Raw genomic sequence first — 15,663 nt, forward strand, 5'->3', positions numbered from 1 at the left:
CTATGCTTAATCCAGACGATCCGCTCCAGATTCAGGTCTCGAAACAAGCCAAGATCATTGATGCGCTGATGCGGCGCGCCAATCGCCAAAAGGATGTTGGGCCGTCAGCCTTTCTGGCATTCCAGTCGGCCATCGAGTTGCAGCAGCAGGTGATGGAGCAGAGCCGTGATCTGGAACGCGCAACCACCGAGCTTGAAAGCGCCAGATACGAACGCGAACAAACACGAAAGAGCCTCGTTAAAGCGCTGTCGTCCATGGAAGAAGGGTTTGCGCTGTTTACTGATGGTGAGTTGAATCTGTGTAACGAGCTGTTTCAGGCGATCTTCCCGGATATGTCGGACATCGTCGGGCCGGGTCTCAGTCTGGGCCGGTTCTTTCTATTGGTACAGAGCAGCCGCGAATTCGTGTCGTCTGATCACGGTATCTCGAACATGTTGGATACGTTGGAACGCAATTGCCATACGGGTATGGTGTCAAGCGACGTGATCGAATTGCGCGGCGACCGTTGGTACCAACTCAGCGCTCAGTACACGTCGGTACAGAATGTGGTCATACTTCTCACTGATATCACGTCGGTTGTTCGTCGGAACCGCGATGAGAAAGAGACCCTGATCGACCGGCAGGAAGACTACCTTCAGGCGGTTTTTCAAAACATGAGCTCTGGCGTCTGCACTTTCTCGTCAGAGTCCCAGATCATGATGCACAATGCGCGGTTTCGGGAGATTCTGAACCTGCCGCTCTCCTTTTTGCAGGGAAATGTACCTGTGAAAACGCTTCTGGATCTGATGCGGAAGCGCGGGCTGATCAAGACCGAAGATGAACGCAGGATCGGTAAATGGCAGCACGAGTTGAAAAATCGGGGTTGGCTGCGCAAACGAGTGCGCGATGGATCGGACCGCGTTCTGGACATACAAGTCAACCAGCTGCCGGATGGTGGTTTTCTCGTCGAACTCAAAGACGTGACACTTGAAGCCCGTGCAACCGAAACTCTGGAAAACCGGGTCATGGAACGCACGGCCGAATTAACCCATGCAAACGCCAAGCTGGTTAAGGAATATGACGAAAAAGCGCGGGTGGAAGAGGCGTTGCGCATCGCCAAGGAACGGGCCGAAGCTGCGGTATCCTCCAAAACACGATTCCTTGCCGCAGCGAGCCACGACTTGCTCCAACCGATCAATGCCGCAAAGCTGATGATTTCCACCTTGTTGGAAATCACGCGTGAGTCCGATCTTCATGAGATGATGGAACGGCTGGACGGTGCATTCGGCTCTGCCGAACAATTATTGCATTCATTGCTGGATATCTCAAAGCTCGAAACGGCTGATCCGGGCACGGTCTCACCGACTGATGTCAGTCTTGCGTCGATGATCGCGGGGATACAGGGCGATCAAACGTTGGTTGCCGAAAACAAGAACGTGAGACTTGATGTTGTTCCTTGCTCGGAAATCGTCAACTCTGACCCGGTCTATCTTTTACGCTCGATCCAGAACCTCGTGGTGAATGCCATCCAATATACCGAATCCGGAGGCCGGGTTCTGGTGGGCTGTCGCAGGCGTGGTGACAAGGTCATCTTACAAGTCTGGGACACTGGCATTGGAATTGCGCTCAAAGATCAGGAGCGTGTTTTCGAAGAATTTACACGGGCGGAAAACGTGCCATTGGGTTCCGGCATGGGATTGGGGTTGTCAGTGGTGGACCGCGCCTGCCGACTTCTGGGTCATAAGCTGTCGCTGCGATCAAAACCTGGGATTGGATCGGTGTTCAGCATCGAAATGGACAGGGTTGAAGCAGGGCAAACTGTGGTTGAACCCTTGGATCTTCTTGCAAACACGAGCGATGTGCCGCTCGATTTCATTGTTTTAGTGATCGAAAACGACCGTGATGTATTATTCGGCACTACGCAGTGGCTGGAACAAAACGGTGCAAGCGTTCTACCGGCTCAGACACCGCAGGAAGCCATGCAATTCATAAGAGATTTCGGAATGCCGCCTGATATCATTCTGGCCGACTATCAACTGGATGATGGTGAAACCGGAGTGAATGCAGTTCGTCAGATACGCGAGATGACGCAGACCCAGATTCCGGCGATCTTGATCACTGCGGATCGCAGTGAAACCTTGCGCAAAGACGGGCTGCGTCTTGAGATTACTGTCATGACAAAACCGGTCAAACTACCTCGGCTCCGGTCTTTGATCATATGGAAGATTCAGCGCGCCGTCTTTACCAAGACGCTCGACACCGACAAAAGTCGGCGGTGACATGAGCTGTCTAGCCCATACTCTCATCTATGGGAGGACAAGATCATGAGAATGTTTCTTTGCGGGCTGTTACTTTCGTTGTGGAGTTTGAATCCAGCCTCCGCGGCCTCGATTGACGCAGAACAGGCTTATGATTTGCTGTTCCAGGATGGCGTTCTGGACAGTATCGCAAGGGACAAGGAGTTGCTATACCAGCGCACCGTCACAAACCAGCTTCGGGCCGATACAGCCGAGCGTGATACCGGCGATATCGCGCTCAGCTTCGCGGACGATGGAACCGAAATGGCGCATCTGGAGTTTCGCCAAAATGACAAACACCGCGCCATGGGAGTCTTTCCGGCCAGTGTCGGGAATCCGATGATCATGGTATTTTATGAAAGTGCCATCCGGGACATGGCTGAGTCCGCCGGAGGCAGCCCGTTCTACATCCGAAACCGCGTCAAAGACGCGCTGGTTCAACCTGCCGAGATTATCAAGGGTGAGGCGTTGCTCGATGGCAAAACCATCCCTGTTCAGACCATCCTCATGCGGCCCTTTGCCGAGGATCCGAACCGGGACCGCATGCAAGGCTTCGGAGATCTTACCCTCAGCGTCACCGTGTCAGAGGAGGTTCCGGGATGGTATCTGCGCTTGGTTGCTGAAGCTGCGTCCCAAGGCGAGGGCACGGTAGTTTATCGATCGGAGATACAGTTTGAAGGCGTGCAGGAGGGACGAGAATGAATGCCTCGGACCGTAAATGGGGACGTAACCGGATGATCTATTCCGTCTTAGTTGCGGCTTTCCTGGTTGTACCGATCACAGTGTCAGCACAAAGCGTCGCCGACCGGCTCAACGATTACCCGACCGCAGCGCGCGCGGACTACGTGTTCGCATGTATGGTGACCAACGGCCAGACCCGCGAGATGCTGGACCGGTGTTCGTGCTCGATTGATCTGATCGCTTCGATATTGCCCTATGAACGATACGAACAGGCGGAAACCGTCCTGTCGATGCGCCGGGTCGGGGGTGAGAGAATGGCGTTTTTCAAAAGCGCGGTTCTGGCTGATAACATGGTAGCTGATCTGCGCCGCGCACAGGCCGAGGCTGAAATTGTCTGTTTCTGAGTTGAACGCGAAACCGCCCGTTAGCTGGCAGCAGCCTTGGGCAGGTCTTTCTCGAAGGTATTGCCCTCGGTATCTGTTGCCTTGACCGTCAACATGGTCGAGCCGTTGTCGTTATAGGCAAAACGGAAAGCCGGGTTCTCCGAGATCGAAATGCCGCCGTCCATAGTGAACAGCAACTCATCCCCCTGCCAGACTTCGATATGGTCGATGAAATGCGCAGGGATGAATAGTTGCGTAACCTGATCGCGCTGCAGGCCGGAATAGTTCGGGTGACGGATCATGATCTGAGCTTCTCGACGCGGCGTGGAAATCTGCGCCTCTTGCCCAAAGCTGCGCAGCTTCATCTTGCCCATGGACGCCAATGCGACCTCTGGGTCTTTGCTGGCTGGTGCTGAACAGCCGCCCGATGCTTTGACAAACCGGCCGGTCATATGAAGCCCGTCAGGCGTTTCAGCAATCACGCGGACATTCGAATATTGGTTCACGCGGACTCGCATCTCGAAATCCAATTGACCCATGGCTGGCGAAAAAGCAAAGACGCCTGCGATCGGGGCCGGGTTTTCGTCGATCACGACAGTGGCAGCGGAAATCCGGGCATCGGGATCAAGCTGTTTCAAAACGATCGGCACCGTTGCGGCATCATGCGCCCGGTAAGGGGCGTCCAGCGAAAGCAGCGTGTCCGCATTTCCGATCTGGGCATCGCCCACGACATCGTATTGCAGGTCCTTCCATGTCTCGCTGCTGCCCAGCGGATTTTTGATTGGCTGCTCTGCCCATGCAGGCAGGGCTATTGCAAGTGAAAGGATTGCTGCGGGTGCTAGTGCTCTGGCCATGTTGATTCCTCCGGCAACCGGTAGCGAAGAATGTGCCACAAAACGCAAGGAAAATATATGCCGACGAAAGGCGTGGTGGTTCTGTCAGAGATCTGTGCCAATGTTCTGGTCGGAGGGCTGCTATGTTTGAAGCCGTGATTTTGCTATGCGTTCAGGTTGCGACAGAGCCTTGCAGAGAACAGCTTTTGCCGGGTTACGAAGCCCGATCACAGGCTGAATGCGAGCAGAAGCTGAAAACAACTCTTCCGCCGCTTTCCGATTGGCGCAGCGGCGAACCGTTTTGCCAACACATTGGTCAGGCACTGGAATTTGAAGAAGCTGCGCCAGGTCTGTTCGTGCATCGCGGTTTGATAGCGGAACCCGCCGCGGACAATCTGGGCGATGTGTCCAATATCGGATTTGTCATCGGCCAGGACAGTGTTGCGGTGATTGATACGGGAACGGCACCTTGGATAGGAGAGGCTGTCTGGCGGGCTATTCGGACAGAGACCGACAAGCCAGTCAGTCACGTAATTTTGACCCACATGCATCCCGATCACACATTGGGGACTGAGTCTTTGACCCTTTCAGGTGCGCAGGTTGTCGGCCATGTGGGGCTGGAGAGAGCGTTGCTGGACCGGTTGGGCAACTATGTCGAAAGCCTGAGCGCCGCGATCGGCGATAGCGCCTATGTGGGCGTCGGGCCAGTTTCGGTCGACATCGCTGTCGAAACCACGGACGAGATCGACCTGGGTGGGCGTAAACTGATCCTGCGGGCCTGGCCCCGAGCACATACCGGGAATGACTTGACCGTCATGGATGCAAACACCGGCGTTATGTTCACGGGCGATCTGGTATTTCACCGGCATACCCCGGCATTGGATGGTCAACTGATCGGCTGGCAACGCGTCCTGAAGCAGATGACCGGGCTTGACGTCACCCAAATCGTACCCGGCCACGGTGGGCCGATCCTGGCGTGGCCTGAGGGCGCCGAGGATATGAGGCGCTATTTGAATGTGCTGGAAACCGACACGCGCGAAGCAATCGACAGTGGTCAGCGGCTGGGCAATGCGGTTGAAACGATCGCTCAGGAAGAAGCGGTGCACTGGGAATTGTTTGACGCCTACAACCCGCGCAATGCGACGGTCGCATTCACCGAACTTGAATGGGAATAGCCCTGTCAGCGAATAGCCCGATCCAGGTTTTTCGCGGCGCCCAGATTAGTCTGATCTGCGCCCCGAACGTCAGTCAGCCGCGTTGCCGTCAAATCGGCATTCGTAAAATCGGCACCGGACAATGTGGCCCCTGTCAGGTCCGCCCCGCCCAATGTGGCCATCGACAAATCCGCATTGGTGAAATTTGCGTTGGGTAATTTGGCAAATTCCAGATCGGCGCGTGACATTTGCGCGTCAGTGAAATCCACGTCCGATCCACGAGCCGAGGACAGAACGCCTCGCATAAGCCCCATGGATTGGTTGCGCATGTCGGCGGAGAAATCTGCCCCTTTAAACACCGCTCGGGTCAGATTGGCTTTGGTAAAGTCCGCGGCGGTTCTGGCATTTGTGAAATCGGCGTTGCTAAGGTCTGCATTGCTGAGCTGGGTTTGGAACAACTCGGCCCCAATAAGTGACGCGCCGGAAAGGTTTGCCCCGATCATCCAAGCCTGGCTCAGAACTGCACCATCCAGTTTTGCCCCTGACAAATTGGTGCCGTTTAAAGATGTCGCTCGCAGGATCGCATTGCTGAAATCCAGTCCGGACAAGTCCAAATTGTTGAGCCAGACCCGGGTGAAATCGGCGGGATTGTCGGTCATGGCGGCTTTCAACCGGGAGATAACGTCGGCGCGGGACATCTGCGCTTCGGTCATTTTAGGCAATGTCATGTCAACGCCACTGAGCGGTGACTGGCCAAGGGCGGATAGTGGCGCGAGAGCTAACAAGATGATCAGTAAGGGTCTCATGTATCCCTCCGTTTTTTGGCTGGCGCTCTAACCCTGATCCGACGTCAACTGCTGCAGCATTTGCGAGATCGCAAACAGACGGCGCTCAATTATTTGAGGAGTTTCGCAGAGATAGGTGATCGAGCGCTGACGGTCTGTATAGATCAACTGGTCCCAATCCAGCTGCTCTTCAAGGGCATCGACGCGGTCATAATCCGGCGGGTCAGCAGACAAGGCTTGCTCCATTTCCACTCGGGTCAGATCAATTTTTTCGGCCATGTCGATCTGGTTCAGTGAAAACTCGCCGATTCCGATGATGATCCGCTTGCGTCGTTTGGACAAGGTGTCGAAGACACGTTGAAACACCAATCCCAGAATGTCCGGATCCCCGTTGTAGCGAGCTGCAAATTCCGCGACTTGGGGCTGCAGGTCTTCCAGTTCGATCCGTCTCAGGGCCAGCAGCCCGGCGATTTCTTCAATTTCGGCGCTGTTTTGTGTGGGTTCACTCTCAGTGATCTGGTGCGGCCACATAAGACCCAGCGACAGATCTTCGACTTTGCGTTGAATACACGGCCAGGTGGGATCGGAATAATCCGCCGCAATGCTTGGACCAACAGTGCCGAGCCAAGCCAGTGCCATAACAATCAGCTTGCGGTTCGACATCATAGCTCTCCTCCACGCGGATATTATGCATGAAATCTGCGTGCTAAGTCCATTCAACCCAATACACACCATTGTCTTAATTGTTTGAACAAGGGGCTGACCCTCATACTCGACCCATGCTGTCGGTCTGAATGATTCCGGCGCAAGGGAGGACAGACAGATATGAGAACACGCGCGGCGGTTGCTGTGGCGGCAGGTCAACCATTGGAAATCATGGAGGTTGAACTGGATGGGCCAAAAGCAGGCGAAGTCCTGATTGAGGTGAAGGCGACCGGTCTATGCCATACGGACGAGTTTACCCGTTCGGGCGATGATCCCGAAGGGATATTTCCTGCAATTCTGGGCCATGAAGGCGCAGGAGTTGTTCAGGAGGTCGGGGAAGGTGTTACCAGCCTTGAGGTAGGGGACCATGTGATCCCGCTTTACACCCCCGAATGCCGCGAATGCGAATATTGCCTGAACCCCAAGACGAACCTGTGTCAAAAGGTGCGCGCGACGCAGGGCGCGGGTCTGTTGCCGGACGGTACGACCCGGTTCAGCATGTTGGATGGCACACCGATCCATCACTACATGGGCTGTTCGACCTTCGCCAATCACACGGTGGTGCCAGAAATCGCGCTGGCCAAAGTGCGCAAGGACGCGCCGTTCGACAAAATTTGTTATATCGGCTGCGGCGTCACAACCGGGATCGGAGCCGTCATCAAAACCGCCAAGGTCGAGATCGGATCGCGCGGCGTTGTGTTCGGTCTCGGCGGTATCGGCTTGAACGTAATCCAAGGTCTGCGCATGGCTGGTGCGGATCAAATCGTTGGCGTCGATCTGAACGATGGCAAAGCCGAGATGGCAACGTATTTCGGTATGACCGATTTCGTGAACCCCTCGAAAGTCAACGGTGATCTGGTGGCACATCTGGTCGAACTGACCAGTGGTGGCGCGGATTACACCTTTGACGCCACGGGCAATGTTGGTGTGATGCGTACCGCTTTGGAATGCGCGCATAAAGGGTGGGGTGAAAGCATCATCATCGGCGTTGCACCCGCTGGTGCCGAAATATCGACTCGTCCCTTCCAGCTGGTCACCGGACGGTCGTGGCGCGGAACGGCGTTTGGCGGTGCCAAGGGGCGGACGGACGTTCCGAAAATCGTCGACTGGTACATGGATGGCAAGATCGAGATCGATCCCATGATCACGCACAATCTTACACTGGATGAGATCAACCACGGCTTTGAGCTTATGCACGAGGGTAAGTCGATCCGTGCAGTAGTGGAGTACTGACATGGACTTAAAGGTCATCTCACAAAACCGCAGTTTTGGAGGGGAGCAAACTGTCTACTCCCACTCGTCCGAGAGCTGTGATTGTGAGATGACCTTTGCCATCTATCTGCCACCACAGGCCAAAACCGGACCAGTGCCGGTGCTATGGTATCTGTCCGGCCTGACCTGCACCCATGAAAACGCGATGACCAAAGGCGGTTTTCAGGAGGCAGCGGCGGATTATGGCGTTGCTGTGGTGTTTCCTGACACCTCTCCGCGCGGCGACAACGTTGCGGATGACGACGCCTATGATCTGGGTCAGGGGGCAGGGTTCTATGTGAACGCTACCCGGGATCCCTGGCGGTCGCATTTCAGAATGTATGACTACATCGTCGACGAGCTGCGCGATATCGTGTTGAAGAATTTCCCGATTCAGGATCGCCATGGAATCACAGGTCATTCCATGGGCGGTCACGGCGCGATTACGATCGCGATACGCAATGCAGATAAATTTGGATCGCTTTCCGCATTTGCGCCGATTGCGCATCCGACACGCTCGGATTGGGGCCGCAAACAGCTCAGTAGCTATCTCGGGGATGACGAAAACACCTGGGTCGAGCATGACGCCACTCTGCTGCTTGAAGAACACGGATGGAAAGGTGACCTGCTGATCGATCAGGGTGCGGATGATCAGTTCCTTGATCTGCTCAAACCCGAAGCTTTGGCTAACATGATGGCCAAGCGACGACAGCCCGGTCAGATCAGAATTCAGGAAGGGTATGACCATTCATATTTCTTCGTGAACAGTTTTGCGCGCGACCATGTCGAATGGCACGCCGAACGTCTAAGCCAATGAAAAACGCAAGGAAAGAATGATAGTGTTCAGAACGGTAATCACGGCTACTTGCCTCATGTTTGCACCTGCCTTCGTCAGTGCCGAAGGCGATCCCGAAGCGGGTGAGAAAGTCTTTCGCAAGTGCAAAGCCTGTCACGCTGTGGGCGAGGGGGCGGAAAACAAAGTGGGGCCCATGCTGAACGGTATCGTTGGGCGTCAGGCAGCAATGGTTGAGGGGTTTGGCTATTCCCCGACTCTCATCGAACTGTCCGAAGAGGGGCTGGTCTGGACACCGGAAGAACTGGACGCGTTTCTAACAAAACCGCGCGACTACGCGAAGGGGATCAAGATGACCTTTGCCGGTCTGCGAAAAGAAGACGATCGCGTCAATATTATCGCATATCTTGCGACCTTTGAGGACCCAGGGTCGTAAGAGAGCGCATTGCTCGCACGTCGAACTGGCCGGAATAGGGCTGGTCCGGACGAGCATTAACAGACACCGCAATCCGACCTGGGTGAGGTGTTGCTATGCAGCGAGAACGCTGCACGAAAGGGAGGAGATTGAATGAAAAATTTATCGCTTTGGACCTCCGGGATTGCCATTGCACTGGCCACCGCGGCCTATGCAAATGACGACCTGGTTGCCCAGATGGAGAACGCGAAACAGTGGGCGATCCAGACGGGTGACTACAAAAATCAGCGCTATTCCGCACTGGATCAGATCAACGCAGACAATGTTGGTGATCTACAGGTCGCATGGACCTTCTCGACCGGCGTTCTGCGCGGTCACGAGGGTTCGCCGCTGGTGATTGGCGACATGATGTATGTCCACACGCCGTTCCCGAACATTGTCTATGCACTGGATCTGGCCAATGACGGCAAAATCGTCTGGAAGTATGAGCCCAAGCAGGACCCGGACGTGATTCCGGTTATGTGCTGTGACACGGTGAACCGTGGTGTGGCTTACGCTGATGGCAAGATTTTCCTGCATCAGGCCGACACCAAGGTTGTGGCGCTGGATGCCAAGTCCGGCGATGTCGTGTGGGAAGTCCAGAATGGTGACCCGGCGATTGGTGAAACCAACACAGCCACAGTGTTGCCTATCAAGGACAAGGTCATTGTCGGAATCTCGGGTGGCGAATTTGGTGTGCGCGGGTCGGTTACGGCCTATGACATGAACTCGGGCGAGCAGGTTTGGCGCGCCTATTCCATGGGACCGGACTCCGATATCCTGGTTGATCCTGAAAAAACCACCCATCTGGGTAAACCTGTTGGTGCAGACTCGGGTACAAACACCTGGGAAGGCGATCAGTGGAAGATTGGCGGCGGGACCACCTGGGGCTGGTATTCTGCGGATCTGGACGAAAACCTGATGTACTATGGCACGGGTAACCCGTCGACCTGGAATCCGGCGCAACGCCCGGGCGACAACCGCTGGTCCATGACCATCATGGCACGTGATATCAACACCGGTGTGGCAAGATGGTTCTACCAGATGACGCCGCATGACGAATGGGACTATGACGGCATCAATGAAATGATCCTGTCGGAACAGGAAATTGATGGCACCGAACGCAAGCTGCTGACCCATTTCGACCGCAACGGTCTGGGATACACCATGGACCGCGTCACAGGTGAGTTGCTGGTGGCCGAAAAGTTCGACCCGGTTGTGAACTGGACAACGGGCGTTGACATGGATCCCAACAGTGACACTTATGGTCGTCCGGCTGTGGTTGCGCAGTATTCGACGGAACAGAACGGCGAGGACGTAAACTCGACCGGTATCTGCCCGGCGGCTCTGGGGACCAAAGACCAACAGCCTGCAGCCTATTCGCCGAAGACTCAGCTGATGTACGTGCCAACCAACCATGTTTGCATGGACTATGAGCCGTTCCGCGTGTCCTACACTGCTGGTCAGCCCTATGTGGGTGCGACTCTGGCGATGTACCCGGCACCGGATAGCCATGGTGGTATGGGTAACTTCATCGCTTGGGATAATACGGACGGAAGCATCAAGTGGTCTCTGCCCGAGCAGTTCTCAGTCTGGTCTGGTGCTCTGGCAACCGCTGGCGATGTGGTCTTCTACGGAACGCTCGAAGGGTATCTGAAGGCCGTTCATGCTGAAACTGGTGAAGAACTGTATAAGTTCAAAACACCTTCTGGCATCATCGGCAACGTGATGACGTATGAGCAAGGTGGCAAGCAGTATATCGGCATCCTGTCGGGTGTTGGTGGCTGGGCCGGTATTGGTCTGGCGGCTGGTCTGACCAACCCCAACGACGGTCTGGGCGCCGTAGGTGGCTATGCCGCTCTCAGCGACTATACCGCGCTGGGCGGTCAACTGACTGTGTTCGCCCTGCCGAACTAAGCCAAGAAACAGACCGGCGCGGCCCAAACAGACCGCGCCGGTTTTCACCTGTAAAGAAACGAGTTTTTCATGAACCACTCTGTACGTCTTCTGGCATCTGTTCTTGTGTCCAGCCTTCCCGGGGCCGCGATTGCTGACAATCTGGCGGTCTCGTATTCCGAGGATGGGCGGTACTACACCGAAGACGATATCCCGACATTCAACGTGGCCGAGAATGGCACAGTGGACTGGATGACCTTTTCAGGCTTTCGGCGTTATCACGCGGAATGCCATGTCTGCCATGGTCCGGATGGTGAAGGCTCGACCTATGCGCCCGCTTTGAAAGAATCGGCGCTGGATATGGACTATTACGACTTTGTCGACATCGTTACGAACGGTCGTCAAGTGGTGAACGCCGCTGAAAATTCGGTGATGCCGGGATTTGGCAACAACCCGAATGTGATGTGCTTTCTGGATGACATCTATGTATACTTAAAGGCTCATGGATCGGGCGCGATTCCGCGCGGTCGCCCACCCAAGAAAGAGGCGAAATCCGATGTGATCCGCGAGGATGAAGATGCGTGCATGGGTTAAGGCTTGTTTTGCTCTGACGGCACTTAGCATGTGGTTCGGTCAGGCGCTGCCTGCGCAGGCTCAAACCTCTGACCTGGTATCAAAGACAGCCTTTCGCGTTTGCGCGGACCCCGCCAACTACCCTGTGTCGACCGAGGACGGATCGGGGTACGAAAACCAGCTGGCCGAGTTAATCGCTGCTAAGTTGGAATTGCCTGTTCAGTATGTCTGGTTTCCCCAAGCGACGGGGTTCATTCGAAACACCTTGACCGCTAAACGGTGCGATGTGGTGATCGGCTACGCGCAAGGTCATGAATTGGTGCAGAACACCAATCACTACTATACGTCCGCCTATGCGCTCATCGTGCCGATGGACAGCGATCTGGCCCAGGTGGATCGATTGAATGACCCAGCGCTCAAGGGGCGTAAGATCGGGATCGTGGCGGGTACTCCTCCGGCGGCGCATATGGCGCGCAACGGACTGATCGGTCAGGCCAAGCCCTACAACCTGTTTGTCGATCGCCGCGTGGAAAGCCCGGCTATCGATATGCTGGATGATCTGCAATCGGGAGACATTGATGCGGCCATCCTTTGGGGTCCGCTGGGCGGACCTTTGGTCAAGGCTGATTACCCCGATTTCAAGGTTATCCCAATGGTCAAAGAAGAGCTGCCTCCACGCCTGTTCTATCGCATCACAATGGGCGTGCGGCAGGGTGAAAAGGTTTGGCAGCGGCAACTGAATTCATTGATCCGCCGCAATCAGGATGAGATCAATGCTGTGTTGGCCGAAGCGGGTGTTCCATTGGTGAATGATCTGGGGACCGAGGTTCTGGACCTGTCGCAATGATGCGTGCGTTCCTGGCAATTGCGCTATTCTCAACCTCGGCAATAGCGCAAACCGTCCCGGAACCCAGTGACTACCGCATGGAAAACTACCGCGCGCCGGTGCCTGACCAGATAACCGGCGGCACAACCATCGGCCCGGAAGACACGCACGGCCTTTGGCAAGATCAGAGCGCTGCGTTTATCGACGTTTTACCTCAGCCGCCGAAACCAGCCAATCTGCCCGAGGGCACGATTTGGCGGGACAAGCCGCGCGACAGCATTCCCGGTACGATCTGGTTGCCCAATGTTGGTTACGGAGCAATTGCAGACGTCACAGCGGACTATTTTCGATCGGGGCTAGAGACCAGCACCAATGGCGACGTCAACCGTAGAGTTGTGTTCTTCTGCCTCGAAGATTGCTGGATGAGTTGGAACGCGGCCCGACGCGCAATCGATTGGGGCTATACCAAAGTCTACTGGTTCCCCGAAGGCACCGATGGCTGGGCCTTGTGGGGGTACCCATTAGAACGGGTCGAGCCATTTCCGGGTCAGCCCGCAACCGGAGGCGGTTGATCTAAAAGCCCGCCAGTTTCTTGTGCAAGTGACTGACCGTGCCGTCCGTATCCGTCATCGTTACGTCAACCGCTTGCGCACGGCTTGGGACGGATATGCCGACCCTCGGGTTTTCAGACAATGAAATTGATCCGGTCATCTGAACATAACCGGTGCCGTCAAGCTCAATATCCACGGTTTCGACATAGCGCATAGGGATGAACAGCAGAGAAATCTGGTCCATCTGCATTCCAGAATGCGACGGATGATCAATGTTCAGATCCATTTTGTTGGCACGATCCGCGCCCAAATTAGATAGACGTGACAGAGTGTCCAGCGCAGGGACACGACCGACCAGTTCGGCCTTCATCGTTCCCAAATTTTCCAATGCCAATTTCGGATCGGTTCCCGGTGGTGCGGCACAAGCCCCAACGCCGGATGTTTTGACGAATGTTTCCGAGACCCAAAGCCGGCCATCCGTGGTTTCGGCGATGACATGCATCGGGGTCGGCCCGTTCACGCGCAAGGTCACGTCGAAGTAGAAACTCGGCAGCGGTTCTTCCAGCTCGAACACCGCAGAAACCGGCATTGGATTTTCGTCCAGTACCAAAGTCACTTTGGCTACGTTCGTTCCTCGGGGGGCGATGACCTGCGCCGCCAGTTTTGCTCGCGCATCATCGGGTGTGCGATAGGGTGCATCAATTGCGATCAATGCGTCGCCATTCTGCATGGGCCGGTCGCCGTAAAGCAGCGCGCGGACATTTTCCCATGCTTCATTCGATGCAAAGGCCGGAGCAGCCAGCACGCAGAACAGGGCTGCAATCAGGTGAGAAGCCTTCATTGTCTTCCTCCTTGCAGAAAGCTGCCAAAGGCACGCGGCCCGTCGCAGGTTTCTATCGTTTCTATCACAGAGAGCGCCTTTGGGTCCACGATGCTGACAGTGTTGTCGAACCAGTTTGCGACGACCACCAGATCCTCGCTGGCGGTTGCATCAATGCCCTCCGGGTACTCTCCGACCTCGATCAGAGCTTCATGCTCCAACGTCGTTAGAGAGATAACGCTGAGCGTATTTGCATATTGGTTTGTGACGAATGCATGACCCTGGGCAAAAGCGATCCCATAAGGGCGTTCGCCGACCGGAATCGTGGCGGTGACCGTGCCAGTTTCGACATCGATAACGCTGACATCATTGCTTCCGACATTGCCGACGAACAGCCGCCCATCCGGGGCAAAGCGCAATCCAAAGGGGCGGGTGCCAACGGTAATTCGATGACGTGATTGCAGAGTTTCTGTATCAAACACTGACACCTGATCTGCGTCCTTGTCAGCTGAAGCCAGAAAACGACCATTGGCTGACATCGCGATCCCAGCGGGGGCGGTGCCTGTTGGCAGTTCCTTCAGAACCTCCAGGTTTTCGCCGTCCAGCATCCAAAGACGGGCGTTGTACCAATCCGACACAAATACCCGTCCACCTGTCGAGTCCAGCACGATCCCGATGGGACCACCATCCAGTACATTCTGCGCTATCGTCTCACCGGTCTCAGAGGACAAACGCCGCACAGTTTTGCTGTCCGGGGACACGGTGAACAGCGTTCCGTCCAACCCAGCGGCCACGCCCGCAGGCTTGCCGGGCAGGGGCCAACGGGCGGTTTCCTGCATTTCGGAAAGATCAATCCGGCTGAGTTCCTCGCCGTTTTGACAAGTGATGAACGCCGTCTCTGCCAGCGCCATGCTAGCAGAGATCGCCGCAATCAACGTGAACAATCGGCTAGCTTGCCGCACCAAAACGCTCGACCAGCGCATCCAGTCCGGCCTGATACACTCCGGTCACGGCGACGATGGCGGCCTCGTCATTCAATTCGGCTGGCGGGTCATTGTTTGGATAGCCACGATAAAAGGCCCCGCGCCATTCGATGATCGAACCGCCCCCGTCACGCGGTTTGACTGTCAGATGCGACGAGTAATTGGTTACTGGCAGTACCTCAACCGCGACATCGATGATCCGGTAGGAATAGCTCATCTTATCGTCGCTGAATTTGTAGAGGACTTCGTCAATCGTCGGCCCATCTTCTTGACCCAGCGTCAGCAACCGCGTCGCGTCAATCTCATTGCCACCTTTGCCCTCGGTCGCAAACACAGCGGGATGCCATGACATGTCATCGAAGTTTCCAACGACAGTCCAGACCTCTTCGGGTGAAGCTGCGACTTCGGCGGTCAACGTGACCTTTTGCCGGGTTGGTCCGTGCGCCCAGACCGTGCCCGGAACCAATAGCGCAGCGGTCGTCACAAGAAGCATTCGTCGATTCATCCTGTATCCTCCCTGAATGCGTTTGGCGGTCGTTGGCCTGTCTCCCGATCGTGCGTTCCCAGTCAATTCCACAATCAAACACACTAAAACGGCCACCCTATACGACCCCTCTGCAAAAAAGCAGTTGGTCGCGGGAAACCATAGCAAGATCAACCGCATACGCGCATTCTTATAAAATAAGAATCGAGCTTAAT

The 15,663-nt window shown here is 55.5% G+C and carries 17 protein-coding genes; 11 read left to right on the forward strand and 6 right to left on the reverse strand.

All coding sequences use genetic code 11. The annotated features are described in order from the left end of the window. The first annotated feature begins 2 nt into the window (after positions 1 to 2). The 3 genes from Q0816_RS20165 to Q0816_RS20175 are packed head-to-tail and all read left to right on the forward strand — an operon-like array spanning position 3 to position 3,361. Positions 3 to 2,258: a PAS-domain containing protein gene (locus tag Q0816_RS20165; RefSeq protein WP_298854024.1), complete on the forward strand. Its 2,256-nt coding sequence runs from the start codon at positions 3 to 5 to the stop codon at positions 2,256 to 2,258. A 45-nt stretch (positions 2,259 to 2,303) separates the two neighbouring features. Continuing rightward, complete coding sequence (locus tag Q0816_RS20170) at positions 2,304 to 2,978, forward strand: hypothetical protein (RefSeq protein ID WP_298854026.1); 675 nt, start codon at positions 2,304 to 2,306, stop codon at positions 2,976 to 2,978. Between the two features lie 32 nt (positions 2,979 to 3,010). Then, positions 3,011 to 3,361 (forward strand): hypothetical protein, encoded by a 351-nt coding sequence (locus Q0816_RS20175; RefSeq protein WP_298854150.1) that lies wholly within the window; start codon positions 3,011 to 3,013, stop codon positions 3,359 to 3,361. A 20-nt stretch (positions 3,362 to 3,381) separates the two neighbouring features. Here the strand turns inward: Q0816_RS20175 and Q0816_RS20180 are convergent, their stop codons facing one another. Next, the gene (locus tag Q0816_RS20180; RefSeq protein WP_298854028.1) at positions 3,382 to 4,194 is read right to left on the reverse strand and encodes a quinoprotein dehydrogenase-associated SoxYZ-like carrier; all 813 of its coding nucleotides are present in this window, start codon (positions 4,192 to 4,194) and stop codon (positions 3,382 to 3,384) included. Positions 4,195 to 4,316: 122 nt separating this feature from the next. Here Q0816_RS20180 and Q0816_RS20185 point away from each other — a divergent pair, with 122 nt between their 5' ends. Further along, positions 4,317 to 5,348 carry a quinoprotein relay system zinc metallohydrolase 2 gene (locus tag Q0816_RS20185; protein ID WP_298854030.1) on the forward strand — a complete coding sequence of 344 codons (1,032 nt, stop codon included), beginning with the start codon at positions 4,317 to 4,319 and terminating at the stop codon, positions 5,346 to 5,348. 5 nt (positions 5,349 to 5,353) lie between these two features. Here the strand turns inward: Q0816_RS20185 and Q0816_RS20190 are convergent, their stop codons facing one another. After that, the gene (locus Q0816_RS20190; RefSeq protein WP_298854032.1) at positions 5,354 to 6,133 is read right to left on the reverse strand and encodes a pentapeptide repeat-containing protein; all 780 of its coding nucleotides are present in this window, start codon (positions 6,131 to 6,133) and stop codon (positions 5,354 to 5,356) included. 27 nt (positions 6,134 to 6,160) lie between these two features. Beyond that, positions 6,161 to 6,775: a hypothetical protein gene (locus tag Q0816_RS20195; RefSeq protein WP_298854034.1), complete on the reverse strand. Its 615-nt coding sequence runs from the start codon at positions 6,773 to 6,775 to the stop codon at positions 6,161 to 6,163. 162 nt (positions 6,776 to 6,937) lie between these two features. Between Q0816_RS20195 and Q0816_RS20200 the strand changes: the two genes are divergently transcribed. The 7 genes from Q0816_RS20200 (at position 6,938) to Q0816_RS20230 (ending at position 13,182) form a co-directional block, all read left to right on the forward strand. After that, the gene (locus tag Q0816_RS20200) at positions 6,938 to 8,050 is read left to right on the forward strand and encodes an S-(hydroxymethyl)glutathione dehydrogenase/class III alcohol dehydrogenase (protein WP_298854036.1); all 1,113 of its coding nucleotides are present in this window, start codon (positions 6,938 to 6,940) and stop codon (positions 8,048 to 8,050) included. 1 nt (position 8,051) lies between these two features. Then, positions 8,052 to 8,885 carry an S-formylglutathione hydrolase gene (fghA, locus tag Q0816_RS20205; RefSeq protein ID WP_298854039.1) on the forward strand — a complete coding sequence of 278 codons (834 nt, stop codon included), beginning with the start codon at positions 8,052 to 8,054 and terminating at the stop codon, positions 8,883 to 8,885. A gap of 55 nt (positions 8,886 to 8,940) precedes the next feature. Beyond that, positions 8,941 to 9,297 carry a cytochrome c family protein gene (locus Q0816_RS20210; RefSeq protein ID WP_298854041.1) on the forward strand — a complete coding sequence of 119 codons (357 nt, stop codon included), beginning with the start codon at positions 8,941 to 8,943 and terminating at the stop codon, positions 9,295 to 9,297. A gap of 132 nt (positions 9,298 to 9,429) precedes the next feature. After that, positions 9,430 to 11,232: a lanthanide-dependent methanol dehydrogenase XoxF5 gene (gene xoxF5 / locus Q0816_RS20215; protein ID WP_298854044.1), complete on the forward strand. Its 1,803-nt coding sequence runs from the start codon at positions 9,430 to 9,432 to the stop codon at positions 11,230 to 11,232. Positions 11,233 to 11,301: 69 nt separating this feature from the next. After that, positions 11,302 to 11,805, forward strand: coding sequence for a c-type cytochrome, methanol metabolism-related (locus Q0816_RS20220; protein ID WP_298854046.1), 504 nt, complete (start codon positions 11,302 to 11,304; stop codon positions 11,803 to 11,805). A gap of 28 nt (positions 11,806 to 11,833) precedes the next feature. After that, the gene (locus Q0816_RS20225; protein WP_298854152.1) at positions 11,834 to 12,631 is read left to right on the forward strand and encodes a substrate-binding domain-containing protein; all 798 of its coding nucleotides are present in this window, start codon (positions 11,834 to 11,836) and stop codon (positions 12,629 to 12,631) included. After that, complete coding sequence (locus tag Q0816_RS20230) at positions 12,628 to 13,182, forward strand: PQQ-dependent catabolism-associated CXXCW motif protein (RefSeq protein ID WP_298854048.1); 555 nt, start codon at positions 12,628 to 12,630, stop codon at positions 13,180 to 13,182. Before Q0816_RS20225 ends, Q0816_RS20230 begins: the two co-directional genes overlap by 4 nt. Before the next feature lies 1 nt (position 13,183). On the opposite strand, the gene Q0816_RS20235 is transcribed toward Q0816_RS20230, so the two are convergent. Genes Q0816_RS20235 through Q0816_RS20245 form a run of 3 tightly spaced genes read right to left on the reverse strand, consistent with a single transcriptional unit; the run spans position 13,184 to position 15,469 of the window. Continuing rightward, entirely contained in the window at positions 13,184 to 14,002 is an 819-nt protein-coding gene (locus Q0816_RS20235; RefSeq protein WP_298854050.1) for a quinoprotein dehydrogenase-associated SoxYZ-like carrier, read from the reverse strand. Continuing rightward, complete coding sequence (locus Q0816_RS20240) at positions 13,999 to 14,964, reverse strand: beta-propeller fold lactonase family protein (protein WP_298854052.1); 966 nt, start codon at positions 14,962 to 14,964, stop codon at positions 13,999 to 14,001. Before Q0816_RS20240 ends, Q0816_RS20235 begins: the two co-directional genes overlap by 4 nt. Then, the gene (locus tag Q0816_RS20245; protein WP_298854054.1) at positions 14,930 to 15,469 is read right to left on the reverse strand and encodes an SRPBCC family protein; all 540 of its coding nucleotides are present in this window, start codon (positions 15,467 to 15,469) and stop codon (positions 14,930 to 14,932) included. Before Q0816_RS20245 ends, Q0816_RS20240 begins: the two co-directional genes overlap by 35 nt. Between the last annotated feature and the right edge of the window lie 194 nt (positions 15,470 to 15,663).

It is taken from the genome of uncultured Ruegeria sp. (assembly GCF_947497005.1).
Classification (GTDB): Bacteria; Pseudomonadota; Alphaproteobacteria; order Rhodobacterales; family Rhodobacteraceae; genus Ruegeria.